The sequence below is a fragment of the Lacrimispora sp. genome, from assembly GCF_031982545.1.
Taxonomy (GTDB): Bacteria; Bacillota; Clostridia; order Lachnospirales; family Lachnospiraceae; genus Lacrimispora.
The window spans coordinates 508,481-528,821 of record NZ_DALYXB010000001.1 but is presented as its reverse complement, the minus strand read 5'-3'; the positions used below and the strand labels follow the sequence as shown (position 1 = coordinate 528,821).

Below are 20,341 nucleotides of genomic sequence, written 5' to 3'. Positions count from 1 at the left end.
AGACATTTCTTGTCAAAGCGGACGACCTGGATTACAATAATAGAAACAAATACATGACAGGTGAATAATCAATGGAGCATTCCTCAGACATATTACTTCTTACTACAAAAATAAAAATACCCGCCCCCCGGAAAAATTACATCCTGCGTCAGGGGTTACTTGAACAGCTTTCTAAGTGTGGGGATATGAGTATTATTTTTTTGAGCGGCGGTGCCGGTACAGGCAAAACAACTCTGCTTTCATCCTTTATACAAGAGAAGAAACTGAAAAATATATGCTGGCTGTCACTGGATTCTACCAACACCAATGTGTATTCCTTCTGGCTATATTTTACAGCTGCAATCAATCCTTTTTTAAAAGATGAAGGAAGTCTTTTCAATCTGTTAAGAACAAATCCGGATACCAAGTATATGGAGAATCTGCTGATTCCCATGATCAACCAGCTGTGGGGTGATGAGGAATATTACATGGTGCTTGATGATGTCCAATGCATTGGTGATGAGGCCCTTGTTAAAACATTTGAGTTTTTTATTGAAGCAATGCCAGCCAATTTTCATTTTTTCATGCTGTCACGGGAGGACCCGCCTGTCTATTTAGGTCCGCTGGCGGTATCCGGCCGTTTGCTGTTTATTGATGGGAAACAAATGCAGCTGACCATGGAAGAGGGGATGGCTTTTCTGAAAGATACGATGAAGCTGGCAGGCAGCGAGGAAGAGCTGAATCAGTTAAATCATTATGCGGAAGGCTGGATCGGAGGTTTGCAGCTTGCGGCTGCAGCAAAGGCAGCCGGTAAATATTCCGGGCAGCTGCTGCGTGCGGGAGGAGGAATTGCTTCTCAGTATCTGACTCATGAAATTATCGGTGCTCTGACGAAACAGGAGCAGGAGTTTTTAATTAAAACGGGATATCTTTCCTATTTTGATGCGGAGATTTGCCAAAAGCTGTTTCAAAACCTTACAAAACAGGATTTTAACCAGCTTATGGAACGATTCATGGAAAAAAATCTGTTTATCATCTGCCTGGACGAGCAGAATGGAATCTATCGTTACCACAACATTTTATCGGAATACTTAAAGCAGCAGTTTTTATGTCTCCCAGATGAGCAGAGAGCAGAATGTTACAAAATAACGGCAGAAGCATTTGAAAAAAGAAACGATTATGAGGAAGCTTTACAGGAACACTGTGAGGCAGGCAATTATAATGAAGTCCTTCGTATCACCAAATTGATGGAAGGAAGGATAGAAGCATGGAGTTATCTTGACCGTGTTCCCATAGAGCTGTTATTCCAGGATGCAGATCTTGCTGCCCAGTGCTTTCTTTATAATCTGGGAAATATCAATACCAAACGATGCAATGATATTTACGATAAATTCAAAGAACTGTATCAGGATTCTGACTTATTTCGTTTTGTTGACTTCGCTCAAATCTATTTTACCACCAAAGACGGGATTTTGCCTCAGTGTCCTGCGCTGACGGATGAGCAAATGGAACAAATTCCGTTTGGGCCCGTTATGAAAGCGGTGCTGCTCATTGAAAATGCTGGTGCATTATTGGATCGAATGAAATATGAGGAGGCGGAAGCCTGCATCTTAAAAGGGATTAAAATTGCTGCCGGATTAAATTCATTTATTATCTTCTTTGCTTATAATCAGCTGAGTCAGGTTTATGAAGAAATGGGACGTCTGAATGACAGCTTTTCCTGCTATGCCAAATCCAAAGAGATAATGAAAACAGTCAGTGGTTTAATGGGAATTGATACCAACTATTATTTCGGACTGGCAGGAGTTTATATTCGTAGAATGGAGCTGGATCAGGCAAAGGACGTATTGGAACAAACCGGGAAGATCCTGACTGAACGCCATATTCATGCGGGGATTACCGATATGACACTGGCCTATCATCTGGCGGAAATGAAGTTTTTGTGCGGTGAAAATGATACAGCGGTTTCTTATGTAGAGGGGATTTTATCGGAATATCCCAACTATAGTGTACTCTCGCTGGGACGTTTGCTCTATGAGCTTGCCTGTATTAACAAGCTATCGGAAGATCTGTCTGAACGCTTTTTAAATGAGCTGGAAGTTTCAAAGAAATACAGGCAGCAGCCGTTTATGAAACTGCTCCGTGCCCGAATCCTGTTTCAGCGCGGCGAAACTGAAGTGGCTTTCAAAGAAACCGAGGACATACTGGCTGCTTCCCGTCTCCATCATAATAAGCTTCGCCTGGCAGAAGCTGACATTCTGAAAATAGTGATGCTTTCCCAAATGCCGAAGAAAGAGGGGGTCCAGCGGGAAACCAATAATCTTCTGGTTGAAGCGATTCATTATTCTCACAAAGACCGGATCCTTATGCCGTTTTACTTAGACCGAGTTACACTGCTGCCTTTGATGAAGGAATTATATGAGAAAACAGCGGGAAACCAATTTTTAAGTCCTGAGGAAGCCTCATTCTTAAGTGACATCATAGTGATCTGCGGAGGGCAGACTCTTAAGGAAAGTAGTACGGAGATGCTGTCCGCCCGTGAACAAGAGGTATTAAGCCAGCTGTCTCTTGGTATTACCAATCGGGAGATTGCAGAGAATCTCTGTATATCCCAGGCCACGGTGAAGACCCATGTACTCAGTATATTTGGAAAACTTGGAGTTTCCTCCCGTATGATGGCTGTAGAAAAGGCGAGGAAAGACGGGTTAATATAATCGTTATATTAGTACTTGCAAAAAAAGATTTTTTAAAGTAGAATGAAAACAACATTTTTGAGAGGAATTTAACTATGAAGACATTTTACATGAACAGCTTAAGACGCAGAGAAAGACGTAAATTCTTGTAACTGATGCAAAGAATACTCGCATGGTTGCAGGATTGATACGTCTTGTTTCTGTGCGGTTCATAGTTAATAGCAGAACCGTAATTATTTCAGCATATGCTGATCTGTTGCGGTTCTTTTTTTATTCTTTTATAAAAATGAAAAAAAGGAGGTTAATTATGAAAGAAGAAATCTGCAAATGGATTGCAAAAAGTCTGGAGAATGTAAGTGAACAGGAGGTGATCGCAATTATGGAAATTCCTCCTGAGGAAAATATGGGAGATTTCGCACTACCATGTTTTTCTTTTGCGAAAGTAATGCATAAAAGTCCTGTCTGGATTGCACAAGAGCTGAAAGCTTTCATGGAGGAAGTACAGGAAGAACTGGGGATTGAAAAATCAGAGGCGGTAAACGGGTATTTAAATCTGTTTATGAAACGTGATCAATACGTAAAGCACTGGATTAATAAATTGAAAAGTCCGGATTTCGGACTTACAAAGACCGGAACAGGCAAAACCATCTGTATGGATTATTCATCACCCAATATAGCAAAGAATTTTCATGTGGGACATTTACGCACCACAGTCATTGGCAATTCCCTGTACCGAATTTATGAAAAACTGGGATTTGACGTTGTGCGCATCAATCATCTGGGCGATTGGGGAACCCAGTTTGGAAAGCTGATTGTGGCATATAAAAAATGGAGCAATGAAGAAGTTGTAAAAGAAAAGGGGATAGAGGAATTACTGCGAATTTATGTGAAGTTTAATGCAGAGGCAGAAGAAGATCCGGAATTGCTTTCTCAGGCAAGAAACTGGTTTGTAAAGATGGAACACAACGATGAGGAAGCAATGGGAATATGGAACTGGTTTAAGGAGATCAGTTTAAAGGAATATTCCCGTGTGTATGATCTGCTGGGAATCACCTTTGATTCTTATGCCGGCGAAAGCTTTTACCGGGATAAAGTACCTGCTTTAGTAGAAGAACTGAAGCTCAAAGGGCTGTTGAAAAAGAGCCAGGGAGCAGATATCATTGAACTGTCAGAATATGACATGCCCCCATGTCTCATAACCAAAAGTGATGGCAGTTCCATCTATCATTCCAGGGATATCGCTGCTGTTTTATACAGGAAAGAAACGTATCACTTTGACCGTTGTGTGTATGTGACCGGATTGGAGCAAAGTTTACATTTTAAACAGGTATTTAAAGCAATTGAATTGATGGGATACAACTGGGCGGATACTCTCGTTCATGTTCCTTACGGATTAGTAAGCCTGGAAGGAGCAAAGTTATCAACCCGAAGCGGCAATATTATTTACGCAGAGGATATCCTGAATGAATCCATGGAACGTGCATTACAGGCAATTCAGGATAAAAATCCGGATTTACAAGAGAAAGAGCAGGCAGCTGAGAAAATAGGAATTGGCGCAGTTATTTTTCATGACTTGTTTAATCAGCGGATAAAAAATGTTGATTTTTCCTGGGAAGCCGTATTGAGCTTTGATGGAACGACCGGCCCTTACGTTCAGTATACCTATGCACGCGCCAAAAGCATAATAAGAAAGAACAAGAAAGAAGCTGATTATGAGAATATGGATTTTCATGCACTGACGGAAGATAAGGGATACGCCCTGATAAAAGCACTTTCCGGCTATGAGGATGCTGTGTTAAAGGCGGCAGAGCGTTATGAACCTTCTGTTATTGCAAGGTATTTAATAACTGTTGCAGTGGCATTTAATCAATTTTATCACGAATGTCCTATTTTACAGGCAGAAGAAAACACAAGGCAGGCAAGGATTGTTCTGGCAGATCTGACTCAGCGCGTCATATTGGATGCCTGCGGTCTGCTTGGTATGACATGTCCAGAAGAAATGTAGAAATTAAGGAACAGAACTCAAATTACGTGGTATAATCAGGAAAAAGAGCATATACAAATATAGGAAGTCCGATGAAAGGGAAATTACGAGGTAACGTCAATGAGGGAAGCGCATGTCCGGTATAAAGTTGAAGCGTGGGACAGCTTACAGCATCTGTTCCAGATAAAGAAGATAAATGACCATATATTACATTTTCTCGTATCGTTTGAAGGTAAATTAGATATGAACCGGCTGCGTAAATCCGTCGCTGTATCAGTAGAAGCGTTCCCTTTGCTCAAATGTGGTTTTAATGAAGAAGAAAGACGCCCATATTGGGAAAGCCGCAGCAATACTACAAATGAAATGCTGACTTTAATTGAAACGGCAGATGCTGAAACGGCAGTAAACCAGTTCCTTGTTTCAGAAATCAATACATCCACAGGGCCTCAGATAAAGCTGTGGGTGATCCGGAATGGAAAAGCGGATACTCTTGTCATACTAATGAACCATATGCTGTGTGATGCAGCAGGATTTAAGGACTATCTGTATTTGTTAAGCAGCATTTACAATAAAGTCAGGGAAGATGCAAATTATCATCCACCGGCATTGGGAAGCAGAAGATTATCCCAGATCACTAAGATGTTTTCATGGAAAGAAAAAATTAAAATTCTATTTTGTAAGAATGATATGTCCACTCATGATCCTGCACAATTAAAACTGGAGGGAGACTTAAAGAGTCCATTTATCGAGATCAGAAGTATTACCAAAGAGACTTTTTTGAATCTGAAAGAATATGCCAGGAATCATGATGCTACCATAAATGACATGATACTTACTGCATATATCCGCACTCTTTATGAAATTTTTGGTTATATTTTTGCAATTCCCAGCACTGTGGATTTAAGGAAATATTTACCCGGTCATAAAGCCGAAGGGATCTGTAATCTCTGTACCAATCTTAACTGTGACATCGGATCCGATATTGGAGCATCATTTGAAGATACTCTTTTAAAAGTAAGGGAAAGTATGAAGAAAGAAAAATCCAGTATTGCCTGTATAAAAAGTATGTTCATTCTGGAGAACGTATATGACCGATTGCCTTATCAACTGGCAGAACGTATGGTAAATAAAAGTTTTGATAATGCGCTGATTGCATTCACCAATATTGGAATCATTGATAAAACACAGTTCTGCTTCGATGAGCTGCAGATCACAAAAGCTTTTATGACCGGTTCCATAAAGTACAGCCCCTATTTCCAGCTTGCGGTTTCAACATTTGATGATAATCCTGTGTTAAGTGTCAATCTTTATGGTTCGCAGGCTGATCGGGATACGATTTCTGCTTTTCTTGATAAGGTTGTTCTGCAATTGAACCTTAACTATAACTGATTTGCAATGGGAAAAGGAAACATATGGACTACGAAAAACAAAAACGATTTATAGTGAACCTGATTTACTGTGGATTGATTCTTTTGTCAGTAACCATTACCATCCGATATGCATTGGGGCTTGTTTCTCCCTTTTTAGCAGCATTTTTAATTGCTTACCTCTTAAAAAGACCGGCGGAATTAATCGCTGAGAAAACAAATCTTCCTTATAAAATGACTGCCATGCTGTTAGTTCTTCTGTTTTACAGTACTGCAGGTATTTTGATTGCCCTGCTTGGGATTAAGCTGGTGATGGTTACCGTTGATATGGTAATGGCATTGCCGTCAATCTATACCAATCAGATAGAACCTGCTTTTGGTTATATATTTAAAGGGATTGAGCGGACTGTTTCCCATATGGATGCTGCGCTTGTAAAAACGATTAATGGCTTGTTTTCCCAGTTTGTCCAGTCTGTGGGCGAACTTGTTACCAGCTTATCCGTAAGGATAGTGGGGGAACTTACCGGCTACGCTTCCCTGTTGCCTGGAATGTTTCTCAAAATCCTGCTAATGATTATTTCAACCTTTTTTATTGCAGGAGATTATGATCTTATGGTTGAATTTATTACCCGCCAGTTACCCCATAAGACAGTGGAAATGTTGTGGCAAATAAAGGAATTTATGGTAGATACATTGTTTGTATATATCCGTTCCTACGCCCTCATTATGGCAATTACATTTGTGGAGCTGTCCATTGGACTTACAATGATACGGGTGTCAAATGCAATCTTAATTGCTCTTGCAATCTCAGTTTTTGACATTCTTCCGGTGCTTGGAACCGGCGGGATTATGCTCCCGTGGATGATGATTGCTGCTATTCAGGGGAATGGACCGTTAGCAATGGGACTTCTTTTGGTGTATCTGGTTATTACCGTGATTCGTAACATTCTGGAGCCTAAAATTGTAGGCAGCCAAATCGGTCTGCATCCCATTGTAGCACTGCTCAGTATGTTTGTAGGTGCTGAGCTGTTTGGTATTATGGGAATGATCAGCTTTCCTATCTTTTTTTCCCTGCTCCGTCATTTAAATGATACCAATACAATAAAGTTGTACAAATAAATAAAATTATCAGGAACAGTTGCAAAACCAGTGTGGTTCGTTGAGCAACTGTTCCTTTTTTGTGCGTTATTTCATGTCTGGATTATGGTCAATTTAAAATTTGTTCGGTATATGGGAATTACTATTCGGTATATGGGAACAAAATAGTTGAATTGTATTTGTCATAATGTTATTATAAAAGCATGAAAAACAACATTAATTTGATCATAATAAACAAAAAAACAATAAAGAAAGGCATTGATGAGCAATGGAGAACAGTAAACCTTCGGAAAAGAAATCTTCACATGTACAATCGGTAGAGCGGGCACTTCTCTTAATCGAATTACTGGCGAAAGAAGACAGTGAGATGACGCTGACAGAAATTGCAACCCGGTTAAACTGGCCGAAAAGCACGGTTTACGGATTGATTTCCACTCTTCGTGATTACCGGTATGTGGATCAGTCGGAGGAGACCGGCTGCTATCGTCTGGGAATCCGTTTCTTTGAACTGGGGAATCAGATTGGTCATTCCTGGGATATCCGTTCCATTGCAAAGCCGTTTATGCAAAAGCTGAATAATCAGCTGGGTGACATGATACAGCTTGCCACAGAGGATCAGGGGGAAGTGCTCTATCTGGATAAAATTGATTCCCATCACCTGATACGAATTGTATCGGAAATCGGCAGACGTCTTCCCATGCATTGCAGCGGCTTGGGAAAATCCATACTGGCCTATTTACCGGCAGGTAAAGTCAGGCAGATTATACGTCAGCATGGAATGCATTCCTTTACGGAACGAACCATAACCACGCTGCCAGCTCTTTTAAAGGAACTGGAGCAGATCCGCAGCCAGGGTTACGCAGTGGATGATCAGGAAGTTATGATGGGGCTTCGTTGTGTGGCAGCACCTATCTTTGACAGCAGGGGACAGGTAAAATATGCAGTCAGCGTATCCGGCTTATGCAGCCAGATGAACGGGGAACGAATGGAACGAGTAATTGTTCTGGTAAAAGAAACCGCAGATTCCATATCATCTGCCATGGGCTACAGGAAACTGAAACAGGATTAATTCAAAAAGGAGAGTGGATTGAAATGATGGAAAAAAGACCTGAGATAGCAAATTCAATTATCACCGGAGGATTTCAAACAAATTACCATGATGTAGGAGCGGGATTTCCCCTTGTGATGCTTCATGGTTCCGGACCAGGAGTATCTGCCTGGGCAAACTGGAATAAAGTATTTCCTCTTCTTGCACCAAATCATCGGATTCTGGCACCGGATATGGTTGGTTTTGGATATACGGACCGGCCGGAGGGAGTTCATTACGGTATGGATGTGTGGGTAAAACAGACCATTGATTTTTTGGATGCCCTTGAAATTGAACAGGCGGATTTAGTGGGGAATTCCTTTGGGGGAGCACTGGCTCTTGCCGTTGCAATCACCAATCCGAAGCGGGTCCGCAAGCTGGTGCTCATGGGGAGCATGGGAGTTACATTCCCTATTACTTACGGTCTTGACCGGGTTTGGGGATACCAGCCCTCACTGGAAAATATGCAGGAGCTGATTGGCATATTTGCCTATAATCAGGGGATGATGCCAAAGGAACTGGCGGGAGCACGGTATGAGGGGAGTATCCAGCCGGGATTTCAGGAAAGTTTTTCTTCCATGTTTCCGGAGCCCAGGCAAAAGGGTGTGGAAGCAATGGCAAAATATGAAATATACCTCAGGGAAGTGCGCCACCAGACCTTGATTATTCATGGCAGGGAAGACCGGGTGATTCCAATTGAAACATCCATGAAGCTGACCCAGTGTCTGGAGAATAGCCAGCTTCATGTGTTTGGCAAATGCGGTCACTGGACCCAGATTGAACGGACAGAGGAATTTGCTGCTCTGGTACATAATTTCCTGACCATTGATCCTCTTTATTCCAGACAGTGATGCGAGGAGGAATGATATGGAAGAGAAAATAAAGAAATTTGCAGATGACCTGTTTCAGGCTCAGGAGGCTGGGATTCCCATTTTGCCTCTTACACAGGCAGATCCCACATTAAGTGTTTCCGATGCATATGCCATACAGCTTGAGAATGTGAAGCGGCAATTAAGCCTTGGTCAGATTGTTTCGGGTAAAAAAATAGGATTAACCTCTGAGGGAATTCAAAAACAGCTGGGGGTGAATGAACCGGATTACGGACATCTGTTTGAAAGCATGGAGTATTTGCTGGAAGTACCCATTGACCGGCTGCTGCAGCCTAAAATAGAAGCAGAGGTAGCATTTATATTAAAAAATGATTTAGAAGGCGGCGAGGTCACACCAGAAGATGTTGTTCGGGCAACCGATTATGTGGTATGTGCCTTTGAAATCGTGGACAGCCGTGTTGCAGACTGGAAAATCAAACTGCCAGATACCATTGCGGATAATGCCTCTTCTGGCTGCTACGTACTGGGTAAGAAAAAGGTCCTTTTAAATCAGGTTGATCTATCAGCCGTTAAGATGGAACTGTATAAAAATGGAGAGGAACTTGTAGGAGAGGGAACCGGAGCAGCGGTTCTTGGTAACCCCATTCATTCCGTGGCCTGGCTTGCCAATTGTCTGTGGAATTATGGTGTTACCTTAAAAAAAGGAGAGGTGATTTTATCCGGAGCCTTCAGCGCAGCTCCGGAGGCAAAACGGGGAGATGTTTTTGAAGCCCATTTTTCAACCCTTGGATCAGTGAAAGCCAGCTTTATCTGATTTGATAAAATGCCAAAAGAAAGGAGGAAGGCCTTGGATAAGATTAAAGTTGCGGTGATCGGACCGGGAAACATCGGCAGTGATCTCATGTATAAAATATTTCGCAGCAGGAATTTAGAGATGGCGATGATGGCTGGTATTGTGGAATCGGAAGGAATAAAAAGAGCACGTGCCCTTGGAATACCGGTTACGACAGAAGGAGTAACCAGGGTAGCCGAACAAACAGATATCAGAATTGTATTTGATGCCACCAGCGCGGCTGCCCACGCCAATACAAACAGTGGCTTATTAAAAGCGGCAGGTAAAATTGCCATTGATCTGACACCTGCCGCAGTTGGCCCCTACTGCGTACCCAGTGTGAATCTGGAGCAGCTAAAGCACGAAACCAACATTAATATGGTGACCTGCGGAGGTCAGGCAACAATTCCCATCGTCCATGCAGTGGCGAGCACTGCGGGAGTGGCTTATGCGGAAATTATTGCAGCCATATCATCAAAAAGTGCAGGCCCTGGCACAAGAGCCAATATGGATGAGTTTACTGAGACAACCAAAAAGGCCATTGAGACTGTGGGGGGCGCCGATGAAGGGAAGGCGATCATCGTTCTCAATCCAGCTGTTCCACCCATTATGATGACCGATACCATTATGATGAGAGTGAAGGATACCAGTGTCACGATGGATAAAATCCAGCAGTCCATTTATGATATGGTGGAGAAAATGAAGCAATATGTACCGGGATACCAGCTTCTGGTTCCTCCAATCCAGCAGGGAGACAAAGTAACAGTGGTTGTGCAGATTGAAGGCCAGGGAGATTTTCTTCCCAAATACTCAGGGAACTTAGACATCATTAATGCGGCTGCCATAGCGGCTGCCGAAGAAATTGCCGGGGATATGCTGATGAAAGGAGGCGGTTGATATGGAACAGAAGATACAGATTGTAGATACCACGTTAAGAGATGGAAGCCATGCAGTCAGGCACAGCTTCACGGAAGAACAGGTTTCTGCAATTGCAGCCGGACTTGACCGCTGTCATGTTCCCCTCATCGAGTTATCCCATGGAGATGGGTTAGGTGGTTCCAGTTATACCTATGGATTTTCAAAAAGAGATGAATTTCTCCTATTAAAAGCGGCGGCAAAGCAGATAAAAAACGGAAAACTGACGGTGCTGCTGCTTCCGGGAATCGGAACCATCGAGGATTTAAAAAAGGCTCATGACAGTGGGGCAAAGGCTGTCCGTGTGGCAACTCATGTAACAGAGGCAGATGTAAGCGCCCAGCATATCGAAGCAGCCAGAAAGCTTGGTATGATGACAGTGGGATTTCTGATGATGACTCATATGGCAGAACCAGAGGTCATAGCAGAGGAAGCCAAAAAGATGGAAGGCTATGGGGCGGACTATATCAATCTGGCAGATTCAGCCGGGTTTCTTCTTCCGGAAGATGTGGCAGCCCGGGTTAAGGCAGTAAAAGAGGCAGTCCGTATTCCAGTAGGCTTTCACGCCCACAACAATTTAAATCTGGCAATCGCCAATTCACTGGCTGCCGTGGAGGCAGGAGCTCAGTACATTGACGCCACCCTCAGGGGGTTGGGGGCAGGTGCCGGAAACACTCAGATTGAAGTGCTGGCCGGGGTACTAAAGCGCAAGGGTCTGGATACCGGTCTGGATTTTTATGGATTAATGGATCTGGCAGAACGCAGTGTGGAACCATTGATGCAGCGACCGCAGACAGTGGATAACGGATCTCTCATGCTGGGCTATGCAGGAGTCTATTCCAGCTTTCTGCTTCATGTTTACGATGCAGCAAAAAAGTACGATTTAGATCCAAGAGACATTATGATTGAACTGGGAAAAAGAAGGATGGTAGGTGGACAGGAGGATATGATCTTAAGTGTGGCCTATCAGCTGAAAAAACAGGCAGGCTGAAAATAAAAAGCCGGAAAGAACGGATTGGGGAACGTGTAGCAAACAACAAACAATGTATGAAAGGAAGGTATGAATATGGCACTGAATAAAACTTTAAGACCAGGTTTAATACAACTTCGGGTATTGGATTTAGACCAGACGCTGAATTTCTACAAAAATATTCTCGGGCTTAATGAAGTATGCCGTACGGAAGACGGACGTGTATGTCTGAAGGCATACGACGAATTTGATCACCACTCTGTTACACTGAGACTGGCAGAGGAACCCGGCTTTGATTATGCCGCATTTAAGGTGGATTCTGAGGAAACTCTGGAAAAAATGGCAGAGGCAGTGGAAGCTTTTGGCTATAAAACAGATGTGGTTCCTGCGAATACCAATCAGCCGGGATTTGGAAAGCGGATCGGTTTTACCATCAGCACCGGACACCGTCTGGAAATCTATGCAGATGTGGAACTGGCGCCCCAGATTCCAGAGACACGCAACCCTAATATCTGGACGGAAGAACCCAGGGGAATGCGGGCTCAGAGACTGGATCATTTCCTCCTTTACGGTCCCAATATTGCAGAAGCAGAGCGTTTCTGCAAGGAAGTGTTTGGAATGTTCGTGCCGGAGGTTTGCAATACGCCTGACGGAAAACGGCTTGCAGCCTGGGTAACCAGCTCAAACAAACCTCATGATCTGGCTTTCGTGGAATACGATAAACCGGGAAAGATGCACCATGTAGGTTTCCTGCTTCAGGACTGGAATGATGTTGGTCATGCGGCAGATATTATGGCAATCCATCATTTAAAACAGGATATCGGACCGACCCGTCACGCGATTACCCGCGGTCAGACTATATATTTCTGGGAACCATCAGGCAACCGGATTGAAGTTTACGCAGGCGGATATACGGCTTATCCGGATAACCCCCAGAGAGTTTGGGATTCCGAACAACTGGGAAGGGGATTATTCTATTATGAGGGAGAGATGATACCCAGCTTCTTACAGATTATTACATAATAATGGCTTTGAAACCAGGAGAGTCCGGTTTATTAATGGCTCTCCTGGTTTTTCTTTGGTTTTGAGGGCTGAAAAAAGAATTTAAACTATTTGTATTATTTTAGAAATTTTTGTTGAAACATTTCCTTTGCTAACATACAATAATAAGAAAATATACTTACTTACAGTAAACCCAGTAAATGAGAAAAGCAGACAACCTGAGGGGAATACTTATGGACAAATTTGGCACATTGTATGAAAAATGGAGAAAGTCATTTATTCAGATAGCGTTTTTTATTACTTCTGTAAATTTGGTAATAGAAATCGTGATGTCGTATCTACTTATGGTAAAGTATCCAGGGATGATAAAACTGGATTCTGTACCATACCTGCTGCTGTATATCGTATTGCCCTCTTCCCTGAACTTTGCCATATGTATGTTTGGTAAATTAAAAATAGAATCCGATCATATTTCGGAACAGTCTAAAAACTATATTTCAGTTTTGACGCTTACTGGAATTTGTTTTGTTATGTCCAGTGCACATAATGTTTACGCAGTTCTTTCCTGCAGTCTTTGTTTCCCTGTTTACATAACCATCATGTTTTCGGATAAAAAAATGACAAGAAATATTACGGTCATATCTTTTTTCCTCATATGCATCAGCACTTATTTTGGCTCCATTGACGGCAGAGCAGATGATAAACTGCTCTATGTTGATCTATTTATCACCCTGGATCTGCTTATCAGCTCTTATTTTATAGCAAGATATCTATTCCGGCTGGAATATGAAAAAAACATGCTGATAAAAGAAAGCTTTATCAAGCAGTCCCAGCTTGAGGAACAGTTAAAATATGATCCGTTGACAAATTTATATAACATGAGTACTTTTTTCAATCTGTTATCTATGGCAATCGAAAAAGAACAATTTCCGCTGGCAGTGGCAGTGATCGATATTGATAATTTCAAACGGGTCAATGACACGTGGGGTCATGACAATGGAAATATAGTTCTGATTTATTTGTCCCAGCTTCTTCGGGCTCACTGCTCGGCCATGGGACAGGTATGCCGCTATGGCGGAGAGGAATTTTCTATTATTTTTCCAAACAAATCATCGAAAGAGGCCAAACTCTTAGTGGAAGATATACAGCGTATATTTGAAAATCATCAGTTTGAGTTTTTTGAAAATGGAAGCATTACATTCAGCTGTGGTATTGCAGAGACTTCTCAGAGCGAATGCAAACCCAGGGATTTATTTCATATCGCTGACCAGGCAATGTATCAGGCCAAGTCTACCGGTAAGAACAAAACAGTTATTTATGGAGATGGTATGTAAAATCAAAATAATTTCAGTTTACATTTTCAACATATTTCACTTTCTATAGAGCGAATGCATTCAAGCAGAAAATGAAGGAGGAGTATTTATGTTGAAAATGAAAAGAGTGCTGGCCTTTGTACTCAGTGTTATGCTGGTATTATCCATGATGCCGGAAATACCGGCACTGGCAGCAAATTCAATGACAGTAGACTGTGCCAATGTACTCAGAGAAGTAACTCATTGTGCCAATGGCTCTCTGTATGGGATGACAGAGAGTATTCCGGCAGATGTAAATGGTCTTGTAGCACCATTAAACCCCTATGTTTTACGAAATCCCGCCAGGGGCGGAAACGGGAACCAGCATCCCTTCGGAGATGCAATTCTGGTTTCCCAGAAGCTTTCATCTGTGCCCAGCGCCAGAGTATCCATTGATCTGGCAGATATGCTTCCAGGCTGGCCTTACCGGTGGCCGGGAATGACCAGCTGGCTCAATCAGGTAAAATCATTTATTAAGGATAAGAAAGCATCCGGCCGCAATAATTATTATGGTTATGAAATCTGGAATGAGCCGGGAGGAACCTGGAATACGTCTAACGGCAGCTTTAATGACATGTGGAAGCAGACCTATGATGTAATCCGCGCCAATGATCCAGGCTCCAAAATTATAGGTCCCTGTGAGAGCTATTACAACAATTCCCGCATGAAAGAGTTCCTGACCTATTGCAAAGCAAATAATTGCATTCCGGATATCATGAGCTGGCATGAACTGTCTGGCGGACCGAAGACAATTGCACCCAATATCAGAACATACCGGGCATTAGAGTCTTCCCTTGGTATCGCGCCGCTGCCAATCAGCATCAATGAATACTGCGATCCGGACCATAATCTGGAAGGTCAGCCAGGTTCTTCAGCCCGTTTTATCGCAAAATTTGAGCGTTACAAGATTGAAAGTGCCTGTATTACCTGGTGGTTTGTACCCACTCCCGGAAGACTTGGCAGTCTCCTTGCAACTAATACGGAAAAAGGTGCAGGCTGGTATTTTTATAAATGGTACGGAGATATGACCGGAAACATGGTTTATGTTACACCCCCAAACGATGACAGCGATCTGGTGGATGGAGCAGCCTGCGTTGATTCCAATGCAAAATACGTAAGCTTTATTTTTGGAGGTCCCGGTGACGGAACTGTTAATACAACCTTTAAAAATATTCCTTCCTTTATTGGCTCCTCTGCAACTGTAAAAGTAGAGAAGATCGACTGGGTGAGCAAAGATACTGTATCCAGAGGGCCGGAGGTTCTGTCTACAACCAATTATCCTGTGGTAAACGGGCAGATTTCCGTTACTGTATCGGGCTGTAACAATAGCTCCGGTTATCGGATCTATATTACTCCTGGTACCGGAACCAATACGGGAATTGTTTCTGGTGGGACTTATAAACTGATCAACAGGGGCAGCGGGAAAGCCCTGGATGTGACCAACGGATCAACCGCAGACGGAGCAGATGTGATTCAGTGGGGCTATAGCGGTCAGAGTAATCAGAAATGGATTATAACCAATACCGGAAATGGATATAAGCTGAGCAATGCAAAGAGCGGTAAGGTTCTGGATGTTTATAAGAGTTCCACTGCAGACGGGGCAGACGTGATCCAGTGGACGGACAACGGACAGAATAACCAGAGATGGAATTTAATCGATCTGGGAAATGGCTATTACAATCTTGTAAATGGTAACAGCGGAAAGCTTCTGGATGTGGAGAAAGGCTCTGCAGATGATGGCGGAAATGTAATTCAGTGGAGCAACAACAACGGGTATAATCAGCAGTGGCAGATTACAGCTCCATAAGAGACAAATTTAATAAGCACCCTGTTCCGGATGATGGCAGGGTGCTTATTTCTTATGGCGTTCCTATTTAATTATTGATGGCATAAATTCTAAATCCCTGATCATTAAACTTATCAAACCATATTTCTCCATTCCCAAGCATTACTCCCATACTATTGCTAAAAAGATATTTCGTATAGCTGTTTGATAACTTATTTTTAAAATCGGATGTAATAATTTCGTTATAGTGTTGAATCAATTCCTCAGAAGAATTGATGCTTGTTTTCTTATTATTTATGGTTACGTTGATTGGATAATTGATGAGATCTGCAAGCTCCTGTCTTTTATCTTCCATTATGTTCAACTTTATTTGTTTTGCGAAATTTTCAACGTCAGATGCATCTGCATCAACCAGGGGATAACGTCCCTCTAAGGGACTGCCAACTGAATGAGACAGAGTTAAGTGGAATTCAGTTTCTGATTGATCCTTAGCTTTTTTAAACAAGCCTGTCAATCGGTCGCCTTTTGACGTATCTGGGCTTAAAGACCCTTCAAAGGTGATACCGCCGTTTTCGCTGGTCAACAGAAAAGAGGAAGTATTCCTATTTAGTGTACCAAGTAATTTGGTTTCAGGATCTTCTTCATTCGCTGTAAAAAGAGCAGCTGTTAATTCGCTGCCGTTTCTATAGATGGCCATCCCAATATTCTGTTCGCCAACCGCCCCGTCAAATATGCTTGTAGTCTGGTCACTAATGATATCCTGAATCTTTGACGCATCGCCAGTCGCTTTTTCGGTAGATTCCACAGGTACTCCGGTAGTGGATTCCGGCACGGCAGAATCTGACGCAGCAGATTCTGGAGCAGAAGGAACCTCTTCCAGTTCAGTTGTTGTGCTGGCAGATTCTTCTGCAGGTACAGAATTATGATTGAAAGTTATAAATTTTGTTGTTATGACGTAACTGGCGCAAATAAGACATAAAACTAATAAAGGTACAATAATAAACATCTTTTTCTTTGAATTCAAATTTAAATTCCTGCTTTCATTTTTACTCTATAGGAATTGTACCATATAAAAGACTGTAAATACAGATTTTTTATTAAGGCTTTCTCTTTTAAGTAGAACGAAAACTAGAAAAACAGCTATGGAATCAAGTTGCAGTTGTTAGTTTCCCTTTAAGATGATAGAATGTTACATGCAGTCCTGAACCTATGTGACTGCACCGTATTAACGGAATGAGAGGAACAATCATGATTCATAACAATTTCAGCAGTTTTTCTTTGAGCGACGATATTCAAAAGGCACTTTGCGTTTTGGATTATAAAATACCCACGGAAGTTCAGGAACGTGTGATTCCACAGGCGTTAGAAAAAAAAGACCTTATTGTGAAAGCAAAGACAGGCAGCGGGAAAACCGCTGCCTATGCAATTCCCATCTGCGAGATGATTGACTGGCTGGAAAATAAACCCCAGGCACTGATTCTCACACCTACCAGGGAGCTGGCGGTTCAGGTGAAGGAGGATTTCACCAACATTGGCAGATTCAAACGGATAAAGGCAGCAGCAATCTATGGCGGTCATCCATTTGCCATTGAAAAAACAGAATTAAAGCAAAAGACCCACGTGGCAGTGGGAACGCCGGGCCGGGTGATGGATCACATCAGAAAAGGGACTCTGCCATTAAGCCGAATCAGCTGTCTGGTGATCGATGAGGCTGACCGGATGTTAGATATGGGATTTATCGATCAGGTGGAAGAAATTATAAAAGAACTGCCAGAAGACAGAGTCACCATGCTGTTTTCTGCCACAATGCCTCAGAAGATAAAAGAGATATCACTAAGTGAGCACAAGACGCCGGTTCAGATTGATATTGATGAGGACAATAACGCAGCGGCAGATATTGATCACTCTCTTTTTCTAACGTCTGAGGAAGAAAAATTTGAACTGCTTACGGATATTACAATTATGGAAAATCCCGACAGCTGTATCATCTTTTGCAGCACAAAAGACCGGGTAGATCTTGTATGGGAGCGGCTAAAACAGATGGATTACCACCCCCGGAAGCTTCACGGCGGTATGGAACAGACAGACCGGATCTCTGCAATAAGGCGGTTTAAAAGAGGGCAGTACCGGTATCTGGTGGCTACGGATGTTGCAGCCAGGGGGATTGATGTGGATGACATATCCCTGGTAATTAACTATGATATTCCTTTGGAAGCGGAAACCTATGTCCACCGGACAGGGAGGACAGGCCGGGCCGGGCGGAACGGAAATGCGGTTTCGCTGGTAACTTCCTCACAGGCGCGATTCGTAAGGCAGATTGAAGAATTCATCGGATTTCCCATTCGGGAGAGGGCAGGATATGAAAAAGCAGAGGTATCCCAGGCAAGGCTTAATTTTGATAAAAAAATAAAAGCAGCTCCTGAGATAAAACAGTTAAAAAGCGATCAGTTAAACAAAGGAATTATGAAACTCAGGTTTAATGGTGGTAAGAAGAAGAAATTAAGGGCAACCAACTTCGTAGGAGTACTGTCCAATTTAGAAAACATGTCGGCGGAAGATATCGGAATCATAACAATTCAGGATACCCTTACCTATGTGGAGATATTAAATGGGAAAGGTCCCATGGTGCTGGAAACCATGAGCCACACTCCGATCAACGGGAAACAATTAAAGGTAACAAAAGCATTGGATAAATATTAACGGCGTGTTATAGTAAAGCTAAAATATAAAATGAAACACAAAAGGGGCTCCTATGGAAAATATTGATATATTGAAGAGATTAAGATATGCACTGGATATCAAGGACAGTGATATGATGGAAATTTTTAAACTGGGCGGAGTAGTTCTTACAAAAACCAATATACAGGATATGCTGAAAGCCAATGAGGGCAATGATGGCAATAATCAGATATGTAATTATCGTATGCTGGAATCATTTTTAAATGGCTTCATTATCTTTAAACGGGGAGCAAAGGATGAAAAACCAGGGGAATCCGGGGATAATAAGAATTTTATGATCAATGATTATAGAAATGTAAACAACATTTTTCTGAAGAAGGTCAAAATAGCACTGGCTTTTACCGGTGATGATATGCTTGCAATTTTTAAAGCCGGAGGAGCAGAACTGTCAAACGGAGAATTAAGTGCACTGTTAAGGAGAGAAGGCCAACGCAATTATAAGGTTTGCGGGGACCGTTATGTCAGAGTTTTCTTAAAGGGTCTTGCAGAACGCTCCAGGAAGTAATAATAGAAGGTAAAATGCCATGGTGACATTAAAGGAAATAGCAAAAAGATGTGACGTATCCGTATCCACGGTATCCAACATTTTAAATGGGATACCAAAAGTAAGTGAGGATACAAGGCAGAGAGTATTACAGGTGATAAAGGAAACCGGTTATCAACCCAACTATATTGCTCAGGGTCTGCGAAAGAAAAAGACCAAATTAATTGGGATTATTGCTGAAGATATCTCGCTTTTTTCTGCTCCGATTATTATTGAAAGCATCATGTCTTATTGTGAGTCGAAAAATTACAGAACAATTATGGTAAATCTACGTTTGTATGCCAGATGGAATGAACAATGGTATCAGGATGAAGAGGAATATTATTCTGTCTTAAATCCGGCAATTCAGGAGCTTTTGTCAATTAAAGTGGATGGGATTATTTATGTACCGGGGCACGCTAGAAATATGCGATGTTTTGATGACGATTTTAGTATTCCGGCAGTCATGACCTACGGGTATCCCCATACCCCCCGCTTCCCATCCGTCGTAATTGATGATGAGAAGGGTGGATATGATATGACAGATTATCTTCTGAAAATGGGGCACGAAAAGATCGGAGTGATCGGTGGAAGAAAAGATAACATCCATATGGATAAACGGCTTCTTGGATACCAGAGAGCCTTATATGACAGAAAAATCTTTTACAATCCAGATCTTGTATGCTATGGAAACTGGGACCGGGAGAGTGGTTATGAAGGGACTGACACACTGATCAGGAAGAACGTTACAGCCATATTCTGCTTTTCGGATGTGATCGCAGGCGGAGTCTATGATTATCTGGAAGAGAATGGACTGGAAGCACCGGAGGATGTATCCGTGGTGGGATTTGATGATCAGGTGATAGCCGAATATTTCCGCCCTTCATTGACCACGGCAGCCCTTCCCCTGAAAGAGATTGGGAAAAAGGCGGCGGAGTTATTAATCCAGACATTAGACAAAGAAGAGGGAGAGACAGAGCAGCAGATGAGTCAGATAGCGCTGCCATGTACTATGGTTCTCAGAAAATCAGTGAAAAAATTAATATAAGATAGATATCATCACAGATAAAAAGCAGATGCCAGGTCATACAGACCGCATCTGCTTTTTTGATTTAATGTAAAACGTTTTATACATAAATAAAAAAGAAAAAACATAGTAATTAAGTATAAATATATGAACTAAT

The 20,341-nt window shown here is 42.2% G+C and carries 16 protein-coding genes; 15 read left to right on the top strand and 1 reads right to left on the bottom strand.

Annotated elements, in window-relative coordinates:
- The first annotated feature begins 71 nt into the window (after positions 1–71).
- The 12 genes from ABS301_RS02525 (at position 72) to ABS301_RS02470 (ending at position 15,916) form a co-directional block, all read left to right on the top strand.
- A complete protein-coding gene (locus ABS301_RS02525) occupies positions 72–2,693 on the top strand; it encodes a winged helix-turn-helix domain-containing protein (RefSeq protein WP_349670692.1) in 2,622 nt (873 codons plus the stop codon).
- Between the two features lie 286 nt (positions 2,694–2,979).
- Complete coding sequence (gene argS / locus ABS301_RS02520) at positions 2,980–4,677, top strand: arginine--tRNA ligase (protein ID WP_349670691.1); 1,698 nt, start codon at positions 2,980–2,982, stop codon at positions 4,675–4,677.
- 99 nt (positions 4,678–4,776) lie between these two features.
- Complete coding sequence (locus ABS301_RS02515; protein WP_349670690.1) at positions 4,777–6,045, top strand: hypothetical protein; 1,269 nt, start codon at positions 4,777–4,779, stop codon at positions 6,043–6,045.
- 23 nt (positions 6,046–6,068) lie between these two features.
- Positions 6,069–7,142 (top strand): sporulation integral membrane protein YtvI, encoded by a 1,074-nt coding sequence (gene ytvI, locus ABS301_RS02510; protein WP_349670689.1) that lies wholly within the window; start codon positions 6,069–6,071, stop codon positions 7,140–7,142.
- Positions 7,143–7,389: 247 nt separating this feature from the next.
- Positions 7,390–8,190, top strand: a complete 801-nt coding sequence (locus tag ABS301_RS02505) for an IclR family transcriptional regulator (RefSeq protein ID WP_349670688.1) — start codon at positions 7,390–7,392, stop codon at positions 8,188–8,190.
- 23 nt (positions 8,191–8,213) lie between these two features.
- Entirely contained in the window at positions 8,214–9,059 is an 846-nt protein-coding gene (locus tag ABS301_RS02500; protein WP_349670687.1) for an alpha/beta fold hydrolase, read from the top strand.
- Between the two features lie 16 nt (positions 9,060–9,075).
- A complete protein-coding gene (locus tag ABS301_RS02495) occupies positions 9,076–9,852 on the top strand; it encodes a 2-keto-4-pentenoate hydratase (RefSeq protein ID WP_349670686.1) in 777 nt (258 codons plus the stop codon).
- Between the two features lie 33 nt (positions 9,853–9,885).
- On the top strand, positions 9,886–10,767 hold the full coding sequence (locus ABS301_RS02490) for an acetaldehyde dehydrogenase (acetylating) (RefSeq protein WP_349670685.1): 882 nt from the start codon (positions 9,886–9,888) through the stop codon (positions 10,765–10,767).
- A gap of 1 nt (position 10,768) precedes the next feature.
- Positions 10,769–11,776 carry a 4-hydroxy-2-oxovalerate aldolase gene (dmpG, locus tag ABS301_RS02485; protein WP_349670684.1) on the top strand — a complete coding sequence of 336 codons (1,008 nt, stop codon included), beginning with the start codon at positions 10,769–10,771 and terminating at the stop codon, positions 11,774–11,776.
- 75 nt (positions 11,777–11,851) lie between these two features.
- Positions 11,852–12,778 carry a catechol 2,3-dioxygenase gene (locus tag ABS301_RS02480; protein ID WP_349670683.1) on the top strand — a complete coding sequence of 309 codons (927 nt, stop codon included), beginning with the start codon at positions 11,852–11,854 and terminating at the stop codon, positions 12,776–12,778.
- Between the two features lie 212 nt (positions 12,779–12,990).
- Positions 12,991–14,091 (top strand): GGDEF domain-containing protein, encoded by a 1,101-nt coding sequence (locus tag ABS301_RS02475; RefSeq protein ID WP_349670682.1) that lies wholly within the window; start codon positions 12,991–12,993, stop codon positions 14,089–14,091.
- An 88-nt stretch (positions 14,092–14,179) separates the two neighbouring features.
- Positions 14,180–15,916 carry an RICIN domain-containing protein gene (locus tag ABS301_RS02470; RefSeq protein WP_349670681.1) on the top strand — a complete coding sequence of 579 codons (1,737 nt, stop codon included), beginning with the start codon at positions 14,180–14,182 and terminating at the stop codon, positions 15,914–15,916.
- 67 nt (positions 15,917–15,983) lie between these two features.
- On the opposite strand, the gene ABS301_RS02465 is transcribed toward ABS301_RS02470, so the two are convergent.
- Positions 15,984–16,919 carry a hypothetical protein gene (locus ABS301_RS02465; RefSeq protein WP_349670680.1) on the bottom strand — a complete coding sequence of 312 codons (936 nt, stop codon included), beginning with the start codon at positions 16,917–16,919 and terminating at the stop codon, positions 15,984–15,986.
- A gap of 224 nt (positions 16,920–17,143) precedes the next feature.
- Between ABS301_RS02465 and ABS301_RS02460 the strand changes: the two genes are divergently transcribed.
- Genes ABS301_RS02460 through ABS301_RS02450 form a run of 3 tightly spaced genes read left to right on the top strand, consistent with a single transcriptional unit; the run spans position 17,144 to position 20,205 of the window.
- Entirely contained in the window at positions 17,144–18,595 is a 1,452-nt protein-coding gene (locus ABS301_RS02460; RefSeq protein WP_349670679.1) for a DEAD/DEAH box helicase, read from the top strand.
- A 52-nt stretch (positions 18,596–18,647) separates the two neighbouring features.
- Positions 18,648–19,139: a YehS family protein gene (locus ABS301_RS02455; RefSeq protein WP_349670678.1), complete on the top strand. Its 492-nt coding sequence runs from the start codon at positions 18,648–18,650 to the stop codon at positions 19,137–19,139.
- 19 nt (positions 19,140–19,158) lie between these two features.
- The gene (locus ABS301_RS02450; protein ID WP_349670677.1) at positions 19,159–20,205 is read left to right on the top strand and encodes a LacI family DNA-binding transcriptional regulator; all 1,047 of its coding nucleotides are present in this window, start codon (positions 19,159–19,161) and stop codon (positions 20,203–20,205) included.
- Positions 20,206–20,341: the final 136 nt, after the last annotated feature.